16 protein-coding genes and 1 pseudogene are annotated in these 15,411 nt (G+C 43.2%); 8 read left to right on the forward strand and 9 right to left on the reverse strand.

Annotation, left to right across the window (positions count from 1 at the left end):
* Position 1: 1 nt before the first annotated feature.
* Positions 2-1,675, forward strand: a pseudogene (locus ACJMKR_RS09115) (chloride channel protein).
* A 10-nt stretch (positions 1,676-1,685) separates the two neighbouring features.
* On the opposite strand, the gene ACJMKR_RS09120 reads toward ACJMKR_RS09115, so the two are convergent.
* Positions 1,686-2,642 (reverse strand): 2-hydroxyacid dehydrogenase, encoded by a 957-nt coding sequence (locus tag ACJMKR_RS09120; RefSeq protein ID WP_423062785.1) that lies wholly within the window; start codon positions 2,640-2,642, stop codon positions 1,686-1,688.
* Between the two features lie 177 nt (positions 2,643-2,819).
* Between ACJMKR_RS09120 and ACJMKR_RS09125 the strand changes: the two genes are divergently transcribed.
* From ACJMKR_RS09125 to ACJMKR_RS09140, 4 genes are all read left to right on the forward strand, one after another.
* A complete protein-coding gene (locus ACJMKR_RS09125; RefSeq protein WP_423062786.1) occupies positions 2,820-3,023 on the forward strand; it encodes a DUF2007 domain-containing protein in 204 nt (67 codons plus the stop codon).
* 66 nt (positions 3,024-3,089) lie between these two features.
* Entirely contained in the window at positions 3,090-3,341 is a 252-nt protein-coding gene (locus ACJMKR_RS09130) for an exodeoxyribonuclease VII small subunit (protein ID WP_423062787.1), read from the forward strand.
* The gene (locus ACJMKR_RS09135; RefSeq protein WP_423062788.1) at positions 3,331-4,164 is read left to right on the forward strand and encodes a polyprenyl synthetase family protein; all 834 of its coding nucleotides are present in this window, start codon (positions 3,331-3,333) and stop codon (positions 4,162-4,164) included. Before ACJMKR_RS09130 ends, ACJMKR_RS09135 begins: the two co-directional genes overlap by 11 nt.
* A 126-nt stretch (positions 4,165-4,290) precedes the next feature.
* Positions 4,291-4,629, forward strand: coding sequence for a hypothetical protein (locus ACJMKR_RS09140; RefSeq protein WP_423062789.1), 339 nt, complete (start codon positions 4,291-4,293; stop codon positions 4,627-4,629).
* Positions 4,630-4,704: 75 nt separating this feature from the next.
* Here the strand turns inward: ACJMKR_RS09140 and msrB are convergent, their stop codons facing one another.
* Positions 4,705-5,100: a peptide-methionine (R)-S-oxide reductase MsrB gene (gene msrB / locus ACJMKR_RS09145; RefSeq protein ID WP_423062790.1), complete on the reverse strand. Its 396-nt coding sequence runs from the start codon at positions 5,098-5,100 to the stop codon at positions 4,705-4,707.
* Between the two features lie 33 nt (positions 5,101-5,133).
* Entirely contained in the window at positions 5,134-5,697 is a 564-nt protein-coding gene (locus ACJMKR_RS09150; RefSeq protein ID WP_423062791.1) for a methyltransferase domain-containing protein, read from the reverse strand.
* A 148-nt stretch (positions 5,698-5,845) separates the two neighbouring features.
* On the opposite strand from ACJMKR_RS09150, the gene ACJMKR_RS09155 reads away from it, so the two are divergent.
* The 3 genes from ACJMKR_RS09155 (at position 5,846) to ACJMKR_RS09165 (ending at position 6,802) form a co-directional block, all read left to right on the forward strand.
* The gene (locus ACJMKR_RS09155; protein ID WP_423062792.1) at positions 5,846-6,016 is read left to right on the forward strand and encodes a double zinc ribbon domain-containing protein; all 171 of its coding nucleotides are present in this window, start codon (positions 5,846-5,848) and stop codon (positions 6,014-6,016) included.
* A gap of 124 nt (positions 6,017-6,140) precedes the next feature.
* On the forward strand, positions 6,141-6,314 hold the full coding sequence (locus tag ACJMKR_RS09160; protein WP_423062793.1) for a hypothetical protein: 174 nt from the start codon (positions 6,141-6,143) through the stop codon (positions 6,312-6,314).
* Positions 6,315-6,382: 68 nt separating this feature from the next.
* Positions 6,383-6,802 (forward strand): ComF family protein, encoded by a 420-nt coding sequence (locus ACJMKR_RS09165; RefSeq protein ID WP_423062794.1) that lies wholly within the window; start codon positions 6,383-6,385, stop codon positions 6,800-6,802.
* Between the two features lie 16 nt (positions 6,803-6,818).
* Here the strand turns inward: ACJMKR_RS09165 and lpdA are convergent, their stop codons facing one another.
* From lpdA to ACJMKR_RS09195, 6 genes are all read right to left on the reverse strand, one after another.
* Positions 6,819-8,237: a dihydrolipoyl dehydrogenase gene (gene lpdA / locus ACJMKR_RS09170; protein ID WP_423062795.1), complete on the reverse strand. Its 1,419-nt coding sequence runs from the start codon at positions 8,235-8,237 to the stop codon at positions 6,819-6,821.
* Between the two features lie 28 nt (positions 8,238-8,265).
* Positions 8,266-9,876, reverse strand: coding sequence for a dihydrolipoyllysine-residue acetyltransferase (aceF, locus tag ACJMKR_RS09175; RefSeq protein ID WP_423062796.1), 1,611 nt, complete (start codon positions 9,874-9,876; stop codon positions 8,266-8,268).
* A gap of 23 nt (positions 9,877-9,899) precedes the next feature.
* On the reverse strand, positions 9,900-12,554 hold the full coding sequence (gene aceE / locus ACJMKR_RS09180) for a pyruvate dehydrogenase (acetyl-transferring), homodimeric type (protein ID WP_423062797.1): 2,655 nt from the start codon (positions 12,552-12,554) through the stop codon (positions 9,900-9,902).
* A 163-nt stretch (positions 12,555-12,717) separates the two neighbouring features.
* On the reverse strand, positions 12,718-13,491 hold the full coding sequence (gene ampE / locus ACJMKR_RS09185; RefSeq protein WP_423062798.1) for a regulatory signaling modulator protein AmpE: 774 nt from the start codon (positions 13,489-13,491) through the stop codon (positions 12,718-12,720).
* A gap of 95 nt (positions 13,492-13,586) precedes the next feature.
* Positions 13,587-14,756, reverse strand: coding sequence for a cation:proton antiporter (locus tag ACJMKR_RS09190; protein WP_423062799.1), 1,170 nt, complete (start codon positions 14,754-14,756; stop codon positions 13,587-13,589).
* A 78-nt stretch (positions 14,757-14,834) separates the two neighbouring features.
* Positions 14,835-15,374: a DUF2147 domain-containing protein gene (locus ACJMKR_RS09195; RefSeq protein WP_423062800.1), complete on the reverse strand. Its 540-nt coding sequence runs from the start codon at positions 15,372-15,374 to the stop codon at positions 14,835-14,837.
* Positions 15,375-15,411 lie beyond the last annotated feature (37 nt).

The raw sequence follows: 15,411 nt of genomic DNA on the forward strand, positions 1-15,411 counted from the left end.
CATGATTGGGATTATTCACAATCTCACATTCAGTGGAAAACTGAGCGTCTTTTTTGATGCTAATGTTCATACGTTAAAAAGCGTTTGGGGAGTTGGCATTATTTTTGTACCTGTCTTGGGCGCCCTGATCGTCTCATGGATAACGAACACGTTCGCTCCAGAAGCACGCGGGCATGGCGTTCCAGAAGTGCTCGACGCGATTTATCATCGTGAAGGCCGAATTCGACCCATTGTGGCTGCCGTAAAATCTATTGCTTCTTCGATTTCAATTGGCACCGGAGGCTCGGTAGGTCGCGAGGGTCCGATTATTCAAATTGGCTCGGCTTTTGGTTCTTTGATGGGGCAAGTCATTAACATTGCAGCGCGCCAACGGATCGTGTTAATTGCAGCAGGGGCCGCCGCCGCTATTTCGGCAACGTTTAATACACCGATTGGAGCCATGGCCTTTGCGATTGAATTATTGCTGATTAGTGTCAGCGCTGTAAATGTGACGATAATCGCGATCGCCACAGTAACCGCAACCGTCATTAGCCATTATTTTTTGGGTAACTCACCTTCGTTTTATGTCCCGGGTTTAGAGAACGCTTTTAGCTAGGCCATCAAACCCAATAGCATCATGGCGTTTGTGCCTTTTGGCATACTCGCAGGCATTGCAGCCGCAATTTTCACGCAATCGATTTATTGGTTTGAAGATCAATCTGCAAAGTTAATCCGTAATCCTTATTGGCGCCACATGGCCGGCATGTTTCTGATTGGCATCATGTTGTATTTGATGATGCGCTTCTCCGGTCATTATTACGTTGAGGGGGTTGGCTACGCCACCATCATCGATATTTTAAATACCACACTATCAAACCCCTGGTTTTTACTGACTCTTTTCATGCTGAAAATGCTCGCAACCGGACTCACGCTTGGCACGGGCGCCTCCGGTGGAATTTTTTCACCGTCACTATTTTTAGGTGCTTGCCTCGGTGCCACTTATGGCGGCTTCATGAATTATTTATTCCCCGGCCTGCATATTCCTGAGCCTGTTTTTGCTATTGCGGGCATGGCTGCGATGGTGGGCGGAACAACCGGCGCCGTATTAACAGCCATTACCATGACTTTTGAACAAACTCGTAATTACAATAGCATTCTCCCTATTGTGCTCACTGTCGCATTAGCCTATTTCGTGCGTACAAAAATCTCGACTCAAAGCATTTACACGTTGAAACTCTATCGGCGTGGCGTCACGATTCCTCAAGGCTTACAAGCTGCAATACACGGCATAAAGCGCGCGAGCGAAATCATGTCGCGGGATTTTGTATTAATTACCCCTGATGAAATTAACAGTTGGATACAGCAGCAAAGCGGTGAGTCCTCTCTCTCTTATGCAATTGTCAGAGAAAATAATGAAGTTCTCGGCGTGATACGCCCCGAGCTTAATTATTTAATTTCAGACATCGACCCCAATCAACTCATCGGGAAAAAATTCATTGTGGTTACTGAAAAAACGCCTTGGCAAACAGTGATTGAAAAAATAAATGCGCAAAATGCCAATGCAGTGATCGTCATGAAAAAACACGGCGACAAAACTGCAGACAGTATTGTAGGAATTATTACAAGGCATGAGACTTTTAAAGCGAGTGAGCAATTTTCTCACCTCATGACATCCACACATGCCCCAGAAAATTAAAATTGAATTTTCAGTAACCTTTACTCACATCAACTACATTTAAAAGTTCGGCACCTTTTAAAGCGCGATGATAATTATCCAGAATTTGCGGCGCTGCTGTTTCGGGGTTGGTTACTGATGCAATATGCGGTGTTATCTGAATTTTAGGGTGCATCCAAAACGGGTGATCGGATGGAAGCGGCTCTTCACGAAAGACATCTAAACAAGCGCCTGACAATTGACCCGTTCCTAAGGCAGCCAATAAATCTTCTTCAACCAGGTGCTGCCCACGCGCCAAGTTTATCAAATAAGCCTCTTTTTGAAGCTTGGAAAACGTTTTTTTATTGAGAATATTTTCAGTTTTAGCGGTCAACGGCAGCATGCAAATTAAAATACCCGTTTGAGATAGAAAGTCATCAAATTCATCAGGACCTACAAAACTTTTTACACCGTCAATATTTTTACGCGAATTACTCCAGCCAATCACATTTAAATTAAGCGAGCGAAGCATCTTCGCTGTCTTTTCACCCAAAAAACCCAAGCCCATTATGCCTATTGTTTTATCAGAAAAGGTAAAGGGCGGTTTTTTCAACCACATTCTTTCAGATTGGTGTTTTAAATAGTAGGTAATACGTTTGACGTAATTCAAAACCGACACGACAACATATTGCACGATGTCATTAGCCATAAAAGGGTCGATTACTCGCACAATAGGTACATTTTTAGGAAGGTCGGGATCAACAAAAACGTGGTCTACACCCGCCGAAGCAGCGATAATACATTTAAGATTCGGGAATTTTTTTAACACACCCAGTGGATGCTGCCATACAATGGCACAGGTAATATCTTCAAGATTGCCCACATCTGGCCACGATCGAATATCCAAATTAGGATCCAGCGCCAATAACGCTTGATTAAAACTTTGAGAAAACCAGTCGAAACCTTTCTGACCTTTTTCATCACGCCCTACTAAAAATGCTATTGCCACCCTCTTCTCCTCTATTTATTCAAAGTCAGGTCGCTATGATATCATACTCTTTACCACAAAAGTAGGCCTCTCGACTGCACGAACGCCGTTCCAAGCTCTCTGTTGCAATTGAAATGCTAATTCCTTCGACTATACTATAAAAATGAAGAATGGTGAAACAGACGCAGAGGAGTGAATATGATCACCATCGAATTGTATACGAATGCCACGGATGCCTACCGCGCTAGAGAGTTGCTCGAAACTAATGGCGTCCATTGCAAACTCCAAGGCGATCTACTCTCGGAGCCCGAACCCATGGGCAGAATTGAGTTACTCGTCGAGGCCAAAGATGCAAAGCTTGCCCGCGACGTCCTCGCGAATTCTATAGCAGGCGAAGACTAACGTTCCTATTTGACCCTCCATCGGATATGAGTTACCGTATAAGGCTCTTTTAGCAGGAAGTCGATCATGCCGCGTAAAAAAACTGACAGCGTTGATTTTGAGAAATCACTCAATAAACTCAACGACTTAGTGGAAAAAATGGAGCGTGGAAATTTATCGTTAGAAGAATCACTTAAGAATTTTGAAGAAGGGATTAACTTAATTCGCGAGTGCCAAACAGCGTTAAAAACCGCTGAGCAGAAAGTCCAAATATTAACGAAAGAAAATGGGCGGGATACCTTAAAACCTTATCAACCAGACGATAACGATGACGACTAACACACCTGTTTTTACTGAATTTTTACAAACTTGTGGGCAGCGTATCGAGCAGGGTTTGCAACACCACTTGCCACCCGAGGATCAAGAACCCAAACAACTGCACAAAGCCATCCATTATGCTGTATTGGGAAAAGGAAAACGCATTCGACCGCTATTAGTTTATGCTACAGGATTGAGTTTTAATGCAACGCCGGAAAGTTTAGACGCTCCAGCGACCGCAGTCGAATTCATACATGCTTATTCATTAATTCATGACGATTTACCAGCGATGGATGATCACGATATGCGACGCGGCAAACCGAGCTGTCATAAAATGTTTGGCGAAGCAACCGCTATCCTCGCAGGCGACACACTGCAAAGTTTAGCATTTGAATTATTGTCACAACCCAATGCCTCATATTCACCATCACAACAGTTAATGATGGTTCAGACACTCGCCAGCGCATGTGGTATACACGGCATGACGGGTGGACAGCAGTTCGATTTAGAGTCAAAAGAAAAAACGGTAAGCGCTGCTGACATCGAAAAAATTAACGCGCTAAAAACCGGTGCACTCATTAAAGCAAGCGTAAAATTAGGCGCCATCGCCGCAAACTGCACAGACTCACAAGTCAATGCCCTTGATCATTTTGCCACGCTGATGGGATTAGTCTTTCAAATGCAAGACGATATTTTTGATAACGATATCAATGCGGACAGCGATGCCATTAAAAAACAATTAGAATCGCTTTTTGAAGCTGCGCTCACAACGTTAGACAATATAGCGGACAACTTACGTTATTTAAAAGAGCTCAGCCATTTTATCATGCAACGCACTTTTTAAAGATTCCTCGCTATCGCTTGTAATAACAAGTTGAAATATTCCATGATGATTTAAACTACGGTATTTTGAATTTTAAATATTCGATGTAAAATTTTCTGTGTTACAATTAAAATTGAGGAATGCCTAATGACACAGGTTGCTTTTGACACATTAGCTTATGCCAAAAAATTAAAAGCAGCAGGCCTTGACTCTAGAATTGCTGAAGTTCAAGCTGAAGTGCAGGTGGAAATGTTAAATAATTATGTAACACAAAATTTTGCGTCTAAACAAGATATCCGTGAAGTCAAATCTGAGCTTGAAAAATTCCGTGTTGAGCTCAGGTCTGAGCTTGAAGGGGTTCGCACTGAGTTCAAGCTCGACATGAAGAATCTAGAGCACAGACTCACGCTACGGCTTGGTGCTATTGTTGCGGGTGCGTTTACCCTACTAGCCGCGTGGACGACGTTTCTCCCACACCTTCATTAAGAAAAATAAAGTAACTACACCCTAATTGTACTTCGGAGTGTTATCACACTTTTCATCCTGAGGCACGTGGTATCGTTATTTTTTTTCTAATTTCAACGCAACGGAATTAATACAATACCGTTGACCCGTCGGTGCGGGGCCATCATCAAAAACATGCCCCAAATGGGCATCGCACTGGTGACACACGATTTCTGTGCGTGGTCTGCCGGGAATGGAATCGTCCGCGTGTTCTTCAACAACTTCGTTTTTAACAGGCTTCGTAAAACTCGGCCAACCACAACCCGCATCGTATTTGTCATCGGACAAAAATAAAGATGCGCCACACGCTATGCAATGATAAACACCTTTTTCATTACACTTATCGTATTTCCCACTAAACGGTAATTCGGTGCCCTTTTCACGCACCACATGATATTCTTCGGGTGTTAATTGTTTTTTCCATTCTGCTTCGGTCTTTTTGATTTTCGGCATTTTTTTCCTCACATCCAGAAGGCACATAGTGACTTAGTTTCTTGATGAGCGAATGGCATCGACAGACACGACCGCTTCACCATATTCATTCAAACTCGCCGTATTTTTTTGCGGCGACACCCAGGCATGACCATAAATTAATTCAAAAGTCACTTCAGCCGGCATCGTTTTTACATCGAACGTTAGCCCTAATGAATTTAAATCGTCCTGCAAAAGTGTTAATGATGCATATTGTAAGGTGAGATATTCCATGTCCATGACCGGCTCCATTAATTGGCAATAAATTAATGCATCGCCAATATCATGCATATCAAAGAAAGCATCATGAGTCAGACTCAGTTCTTTAAAGGTATCAGGACCCAACGTCGTAAACAAAAACAGGCCCTCTGGCTTTAACGCCAGCGCCAGTGATTGTAATAACTCTCCAACAGCCGAGGACTGATACAGCGCCAGATTTGAAACGATCAAGTCAACGGACTGTTTATCGAGAGGCATTGAGGTGACAATGTCGGCTTTGGGGTAACGTTGTTTGAGTTGCTCGGCGTTACGCAGCGCGTCAGCACCTAAAACCGCGATGCGCGCAGGTTGAAGCCGCATATAGTCAAGGCGCTCCAATAGACGTTCGGATATTTCTTGGGTAATGTTCACAATGGATCTATTGTAATCGCTGGGAGGCTTTCTGCAAGGTTCCATTCGCTTTTACCCCGGTATGGCCCGCTAAATCACGGTTGTTTAGAATCATCGGATGAGAAAATACATTCAGTGGCTTTGGCCGAACTACTGCTTGTTGTGTCGCTCGATAACCAGTGATCTTGCCGTATGCAAAGACTGTATCGAGGAATTACCTTGGAATAAAAATAGCTGTCATCAATGTGGGTTACCGATTGAAGGCACAAGCGTGTCGCGATGCTCGTGATAGATTATTGCCATCCCTGTCAATAATCGACTCGCAATACGCGACAACTTAAATAGCCGCGGACGTCCTCGTCGCCCGCGCTCCGCGACCTCACGGCTCGACTACGCACGGGCTCTCAAATGACTTGACGGCTCGTAAAGATTTTTTGCAGTCGCTTACGCTCGGCAAAAAATCCGAGCCTACCGCGGAATACGCGCCTTCGCTTCGCTCTCCATGGCGCGCATCGAACGATCCAGCATGCTCTGTGGCGTGTGTCTCACTAAACCGCCACCCTTCAAACATACATTGGCATTATTGACTTATACCCCACCAATCACTAGATTCATCACACAACTCAAGTTTAACCGACAATTATTGTATGCCAACATGCTGGGAAATTTGCTAGCCGAGAAAATAAAAATAAGTAAAATTCAGTCGCCTAATTCATGGCCGGACTGCATTATTCCTGTTCCTTTACATCGGCGACGATTACGTCAACGGGGTTTTAACCAAGCGTTAGAAATTGCCAAACCCATCGCCAAGAAATTACATTTACCACTCGATTATAAAAGCTGCATACGCAGCAAAGATACACAACCGCAAAGTGAATTACCCGCAAAAAAACGGCATCATAACTTAAAAAATGCATTTGCGTTAAAAAAATCAATCGCCACAAAACGCGTGGCGATCATCGATGATGTCATGACGACTGGAAACACCCTCATCGAATTAAGCAAGCTCTTGCGGAAAAATGGCGTCGAGCACATCGAGGTGTGGTGTTGTGCTCGAGCAGTTTGGAGAGGATAAACAAATCCTCGTCCACTTATTCCTTTTTCTTTGGTGAAATCAAATCAGTAATGGTGCCTTCATACATTTCTGTCGCCATCATCACTGTTTCTGACAACGTCGGATGTGGATGAATAGTTAATGCGACATCTTCTGCATCACAACCCATTTCAATGGCTAATGCCACTTCTGAAATTAAATCGCCGGCATTAACACCCACGATACCACCACCGATAACCGTGCCATGTTCATCGAATAATAATTTTGTGGACCCTTCGCTGCGCCCCAACGACAGTGCACGACCACTTGCCATCCACGGGAAAACACCCTTTTCATATTTGATGTTTTGTTTTTTCGCTTCGTTTTCGGTGAGACCAACCCACGCCACTTCAGGATCGGTGTATGCAACCGAAGGAATGCAACGTGCATCGTTAAAATGTTTCTTGCCCGCTACAACTTCTGCGGCTAATCGTCCTTCATACGTAGCTTTGTGCGCCAACATCGGTTGACCCACCACATCACCAATCGCATAAATATTTGAAACATTCGTTCGCATTTGATTATCAACAGCAATAAAGCCGCGATCATCAACATTAACACCCGCTTTTTCAGCATCGATGCGTTTACCGTTCGGACGGCGACCTACCGACACTAAAATACGATCGAATTTTTGCGGTTTATCCGGTGCATTTTCACCTTCAAACGTGACATATAAACCATCTTTTTTTGCTTCAACTTTAGTAACGCTCGTTTTCAGCAGAATGGATTCATAGCGTTTTGAAATACGTTGATAGAGCGGCTTCACGATATCGGCATCTGCACCCGGAATAATCTGATCCATCATTTCAACAATACTAATTTTGGCACCCAACGCATGATAAACGGTCGCCATTTCCAAACCGATGATGCCACCACCCAAGACGAGCATATGGCCTTTCACATCTTCTAATTCTAATGCGCCGGTTGAATCGATAATGCGGGGATCTTCAGGAATAAACGGTAGTTTGACGGGCAGTGAACCAACCGCAATAATTGCTTCATCAAATTTAATGGTTTTTTTGTCTTTGCCGTTATCCACTTCGAGATGGTTAGCATCGATAAATTTGCCATAACCTGTGACAACGTCTACTTTACGTTGTTTGGCCATCATTTTGAGTCCGCCGGTGAGCTTACTAACGACTTTATTTTTCCAGTCACGCACTTTTTCAACGTCAATTTTAGGCTTGCCAAAATCAACACCAAACGGCGCTGCTTCTTCGGCATCATCGATCACTTTAGCCACATGTAATAATGCCTTCGATGGAATACAACCGACATTTAAACAAACACCACCGATACTATCGAAGCGTTCGACTAAAACAACTTTTTTACCTAAATCTGCAGCGCGAAAAGCTGCTGCATAACCACCCGGGCCACTGCCCAACACCACCAATTCGGTTGTTATTTCGTTCGTCATAGTTTTCTCAAAACTCCTCTCAGTGTAATCAGAGTAATAAAGTTCGAATATCCGCTAAGCGGTTTGCTAAAAATACGATAAATCGTGCTGCCTCGGCACCATCGATGACGCGATGATCATAAGATAAACTCAGCGGCATCATCAAACGTGTTTTGCACACACCTTCTTTGTCACATATGGGCTTCCATTGCATTTTCGAAACACCCAATATAGCGACTTCTGGTGCATTAATGATCGGCGTAAATGCTGTACCACCAATACCGCCCAAACTCGAGATGCTAAAGCATCCACCTTGCATGTCGGTAAGTCCGAGGCCTTTTTCACGCGCTTTTTCGCTGATTTCGCCGAGCTCTTTGCCGAGCTCAAATAGTCCCTTTTGGTCAACATCACGAATTACCGGCACGACCAAACCATTGGGTGTATCAACTGCCACACCAATATGAAAATATTTTTTCAAAATTAAATTTTCACCGCTTGGATCCAGCGAGGCATTAAACGCAGGAAATTCTTTTAACGCACCGACAACCGCTTTCATGATAAAAACAAGTGGCGTTAAACGAATACCTTGAGCTTCAGCTTGTCCCTTTTGGCTTTTACGAAAAGCTTCCATTTCTGTGATGTCGGCTTCTTCAAATTGTGTGACATGTGGAATAGTCACCCAGTTGCGACTTAAGTTTGCGCCCGTTAATTTTTTAATTTTTGATAACGGTTTTGTTTCAACCGCACCAAATTTAGAAAAATCAATTTTGGGAGCAGGCGCTATTGAAATGCCACCCATGCCGCCACCTTGCTCTGCAATTTTTAATTGTGATTTTACAAATTGCTGAACGTCTTCTTTTATAATACGACCTTTAGCGGCAGAACCACGAACTTTAGTGAGGTTGACGCCAAATTCGCGCGCAATTCGACGCACAGCAGGACCCGCATGCACAGATGTACCAAAACCTTTAGTCGATTGAGTTTCTGTTTTTTTAGCTTCTTTAGCTTCTTTAGCTTCAGGCGCTTGTTCTTGTTTCGTTTCTGCTTTTGTTTCTTTCTCAGAAGGCGCTGCCTTTTCAACTGTTTTTTCTTCTTTTTCTTCGCCGTCCGCTGTTTTCATCGATAAAATCAGGTCGTTCGTTGAAACTTTATCACCGACTTTTATATTAATTTTTGTTATCTGACCGGTGAAAGGAGATGGCACATCCATACTGGCTTTATCGCCTTCAAGCGTAATCAATGAATCATTTTTTGCGATGTTATCACCGGGTTTTACCGCAATTTCAATAACATCTACATCGCTTGCTTCGCCTAAATCGGGCACACGCACTTCTTGTTCGGTCGCCTCACCTTTTGAAGATGCCGATTTTTTCTCTGTTTTCTCAGAATCAGATTTTTCAGCTTTTTCTTCCGATTCACCCACATTCAACGTCAATATTTTAGTGCCTTCCTTCACTTTTTCGCCGACTTTAATTTGAATATCTTTAACAACCCCATCAAACGGCGCAGGAACATCCATGCTCGCTTTATCACTTTCCAACGTAATCATGGAGTCATCTTTAGCGACTTTGTCGCCGGGTTTCACTAAAATTTCGATGACTTCAACATCCTCGGCACCGCCGAGATCCGGCACTAAGACTTGCTCAATCGCATTTGCCACGTTTTTCCCCCCTTCAGGCAAGCTTATACGGTCCAAGGATCGGGCCGTTTAGGATCAATATTTAATTTCTTCAACGCTTTCAAAAGATCATCTTTTGAATAATCACCTTGATCTGCCAATGCTTTCAATGCTGTATAAGCAATCATTTTGGCATCGACTTCAAAGAAATCGCGTAAGTTGCGGCGAGAGTCGCTGCGACCAAACCCATCGGTTCCCAACACATAATAAGGCTGTTTCACCGCTTCACGAATTTGATTCGCTAAGAGTTTCATATAGTCGGTAGTCGCAATAACGGGACCTTGCTGTTTTTCCAAACACGTTTCAACATAACTTTGCTTAGGCTTCTCACCAGGATGCAATCGATTGAAACGCTCGGTTGATTCGATGTCATGTCGCAACAGATTGAAGCTTGGCACACTCCAAATGTCGGCAGCTACATCAAAGTCTTTTTCTAATAATTCACCCGCAGCAATGACTTCACGCAAGATTGCGCCAGCACCTAATAATTGGACGCGTTTTTTAGCCTTATCATTGCCTTTTTTAAATAAATACATGCCTTTCACAATGCCTTCTTCAGCACCTTTTGGCATGGGCGGATGTTTATAAACTTCATTCATCATGGTGATGTAATAAAAAACATTTTCCTGCTCTTTATACATGCGACGCAAACCATCTTGAATGATAACCGCCATTTCATAACCAAACGCTGGGTCGTAAGAACGACACGATGGCACCATGCTATACATTAATAAATTATGAGAGTCCTGATGTTGCAGGCCTTCGCCTGCTAACGTCGTGCGTCCCGCTAAACCACCAATAATAAAACCACGCGCTTGCATGTCGCCCGCTGCCCAAACAAAATCACCCACGCGTTGATAACCAAACATGGCGTAGTAGGCATAGAATGGAATCATAGCAACGTGATGATCAATATAAGCGGTTGCCGCAGCAATCCAACTGGCCATACCACCAGCTTCGGAAATACCTTGTTGTAGCACTTGCCCGGCTTTATCTTCACGATAAGAAACTAATTTCTCACTATCTTCAGGCTTGTATTTTTGCCCTTCGACTGCGTAAATGCCGGTTTGTCGGAAAAGTCCTTCCAAACCTAAGGTTCGTGCTTCATCCGCAACAATCGGCACAATTCGTTCTTTGATATTTTTATCTTTCATCAGCACCATCATGATGCGTGAAAACGATGCGCCCGTTGATACTTCACGATCACCCGTACCTTCTAAAATTCCCTCAAACGCTTCTAACTCTGGCACTTCTAGTGAGTCACACGACGTATCACGCGCAGGCAAAGAACCACCAAGTTTTTCACGTTGTTTACGCAGATATTGAATTTCAGGGCTATTATCTTCCGGCTTATAAAACTCTAATGCGGATACTTGTTCGTCGGATAGCGGTAATTTAAAACGATCGCGGAATTCTTTTAAACCTTCATCACTGATTGATTCTAAGTTATGTGCGATGTTTTGCGCTTGCCCCTCTTTACCGTAACCATAACCTTTAATCGTTTTTGCTAAGATAACAGTCGGTTTTCCACAATCCTTAATTGCTTCGGCGTAAGCTGCATATATTTTTTGTGGATCATGGCCACCATCGGTTAATTTTTCGAGTTCTGCATCACTCATGTCAGACACGAGTTCTAATAATTCTGGATGTTTTCCAAATAAATGTTCACGCATGTAAGCGCCACCGTGAGCACAACACGCTTGGAATTCACCATCAACCATTTCATCCATGCATTTTAGCAATAAACCTGATTTATCTTTTGCAAATATTTTTTCCCAACTGCTGCCCCAAATAAGCTTAATGACACGCCAACCAGCACCACGGAATAAACCTTCTAGTTCTTGAATGATTTTTCCATTGCCATGCACGGGACCATCTAAACGCTGCAAGTTACAGTTAATCACAAAAATCAGATTATTTAATTTTTCACGTGCGGCTACTAAGATACCGCCTTTGGTTTCAGGCTCATTCGTTTCACCATCACCAATAAAGGCCCAAACTTTTCGATTTTCGGCATTGGAAAGTCCGCGGTTGTGCATGTATTTCAACATTTGCGCTTCATACACTGCCATCAACGGCCCTAATCCCATCGATACAGTTGGGAATTGCCAGAACTCAGGCATTAAATAAGGGTGTGGGTAGGATGAAATACCATCTTGAAAAGCTTCTTGACGAAAATTAGTGAGCTGCTCTTTTGAAAGACGGCCTTCGAGGTAAGCACGCGCGTAGATCCCCTCGGCAGAGTGACCTTGAAAAAATACAAGATCATCGGCATGAAAGAAATAATTTAAGCCCACTTCAAATAAGTTCGCAATCGATGCGTAAGTCGAGATGTGACCACCCAAACCTTCTTTTTTACGCGATGCGCGCATCACCATGGCCAACGCATTCCAACGCATATAGTCGGTGGTTTTTTCCATCATCTGGCCATCGTCTGGAAGCTTAGCTTCTTGATCTGCTGGAATAGTGTTCTGGTAAGGTGTAGTAATTCCTGCTGGCACCTTTACACCAATGGATTTTGCATGATCCCATACTTTATCTAGTATGAATTTAGCACGGTCAGCACTTTCATATTCGACTACAGAATCCAGAGCATCGGTCCACTCTTTTGTCTCTATTGGATCAACATCTTGTGAAGATTTGGTAATATCGTCGGGCATCTTATACCTATATCTATGTATATATGGTTGTTTACTCGCTAAGTTATATCCGCAAAGCTTAAGAGGAGCGAAAAAAGAATCGAACTATGCTTTGAAGACACGACCTAAAACTGCGACAGCAAGGATATCATAGAAGGAAACCAGGATCGAGGGGCTGAGCCAGTCAACCTAGCCACATTCCTATCGTAAATAGAGCAATGACAACCAACCAAACGAACAAAGATCGATTTATCAGGTTTTGAACCGCTGAAACCTGATCATCCGTTGCAGGCTGATTTGATTGATCCACAAAGTTGAGCGCCACCAAACCACATTCAGCAGATTGCTCACGTGTATGGTCAATGCCGGTAAAAAGATTTTGATACCAAACTTTAAAAGTAGGCCCAAAATGGCCCACAAGCGCATAGGTAATTCCTAATAACCGTGTTGGAATCCAATCCAACACACCCTGCACCTTATCGGTTGCTTCTAATAAATCTTTTTCAACATCGCCCTGACCCAGTTTGTCCAAATGACTGCGCATGCTGATCACCAAGGCATACATAACCACTCCAGCAACGCCAAATATTAGCAGCCAAAAAACAATGGGGAAAATGCCTTGATAAGATTGCTCTAATAATTCTTGAACTGTCGTTTGGTGACTTCCTTTCATGAGCGGCCTTGCATCTAAGTAATACCAAAGGACGAGGAGAGTCAAAATATAATATCCAATCATACCGATGACATAGTAAATAAAGACCGCAAACAAAATAAAAATAGCCAAGGCAGGTAGCACAACAGTCAGTACGCCGAGCAGGCCATACCATGACGTTGATTTTGAAAAGCGAGCTTTCATCCATTCGTAGTAATATTCAAACCAATTGAATTGTCGGCCATGACTATCAAAGTGCAAAATTCGCTGAACAAATAAACAAATTAATAGCGCAGTTAAGGCCATTTAGAGCTCCTCGTTTGACTTTAGCTAAGTGATGCCATTTTCGCCGAAATAAACCTTCTTAGCAAATCCAACTCATAAGACGGGAAACCTAGCACCTAATCCCGCCTCAAACGATCAGACATCGCTACGGGTGTTGGATATTTCATCACCACCCAATACGATGAGACCATAAAGGATAAAATTGTTGTCGCTTCAATTAAGTATGCTGCGGAATTACCAATGATATGAGTACTCAACCCTACGTAGGCAATAATGAGAGAAAACTCACTCACCTGGGCCAAGCGAACACCCACTTCCCACGAGACTTGTTTTGACTCGCCCACCCATCCCAATAAATAACGATAGGTGACAGGTTTAACGGCTAACAGCACTACCATTAAGATAATGGCGGGTATAATAACCATTGGTAGGTACTGCAAGTCAAAGGCGGCACCGACAGAAAAGAAAAACATTACCAGGAAAAAATCACGTACCGGCTTTAAACTTTCAGCGATGTAAACAGAAACCGGGCTCGTCGCCAAGCTGACTCCCGCAATGAATGCACCGATCTCAGCCGATAACCCCAATAAAGAAGCAAGCTGTGCCATCGTCAAACACCACGCAATCGCAATCAGAAACATGTACTCTTTGATGCGATTAAAACGAGAAAACAGCCGCAGCAATATAAATCGTTCAACAAGATAGGCAAAAATAAGAATCGCAGGGAACCCGAGCACCACTAAACTAACATCGCTCCACACCGCGCCACCGCCCGATGAGCCGTGCATCAATAACAAAACAGCAATAGCAATTAAATCCTGAAGTAGGAGCACACTGATCATAACCTCACCGGTATGCTGATGATGCAGTATCGTCGTTGGCAACAGTTTAATACCGATAATAGTACTGGAGAACATCATGGCTGCACCGATGACTAAGCACTCAATCGTCGTATATCCACTCAACCAACCCACTAAATATCCGATCGCAGCGAAAATGATCGAACTGATAAGAGCAACCCAAGTGATTTTCTTAAACATAAACAATAGCTTTTGAGGCGGCAGATTCAGACCTAATAAAAATAATAAAAAGATGATTCCAACATCACTGACAGCCTTAACAAGCTCGGTATCACCAATGAGCTTCAATCCAAACGGGCCCAACAATATCCCCAACAGCATGTAGGCAACCAACATGGATTGACGCGTTAGCAAAGCGAATGTCGACAAAACCGCTGCGCCTGCAAAAATGAGAAAAACTGAAAATACAATATTGTGCTCAACCATTCGTATAATGTTCCGCTTTAGATGAAAACTAGTCAACTGGTGCTATATTTAGAAAGAAGATTAACACAACAGATGCTTTTAAGAGTGATTTGGCACTCTTATCCAAGTGTCCGTTCGACCCAACAATGGAATTCCGATATAACCTCTTAGCATTAGTCGGCGTCCATCAGAGGTGACTTTGGCACGGCAATGATAGATTTTACCGTTGATGGGATCTAAAATCCTTCCACCGGTATACATCCCCTTATTAAAAACCATATCTGCAATTATTACGAGTCCGAGAATCCGTTTGTTTCGTAATGCGTCCTTGCAACGCGCACAACGATCCGTGATTTTGTGCCCGTTTTCAGAATAAATCTTCGCAACTTTACCGAAAAACTTCCCTTTATATTCCCAAATTTGAATAATACTCGATGGACGATCGGTTTTGTGATCAACTGTCTGCCAATTTCCAACAATTGAGGCGGCGGTCGCGAAAGCCGCACTAGAAGCGGCGAAACAGAGCACTGCTCCTAACAAAATAGCACTGATTTCCCTGAAAAGCCTCATTTTTCCCTCCAAACCGGTCCAAAACACCAAAATTCTATCATTTTTTGCTGATTTTTCTATTAAAATCATCAAAAAATGACAACTAAATGTTTAATCTTATTGATTC

The organism is Candidiatus Paracoxiella cheracis (assembly GCF_049348705.1).
Taxonomy (GTDB): Bacteria; Pseudomonadota; Gammaproteobacteria; order Coxiellales; family Coxiellaceae; genus Paracoxiella; species Paracoxiella cheracis.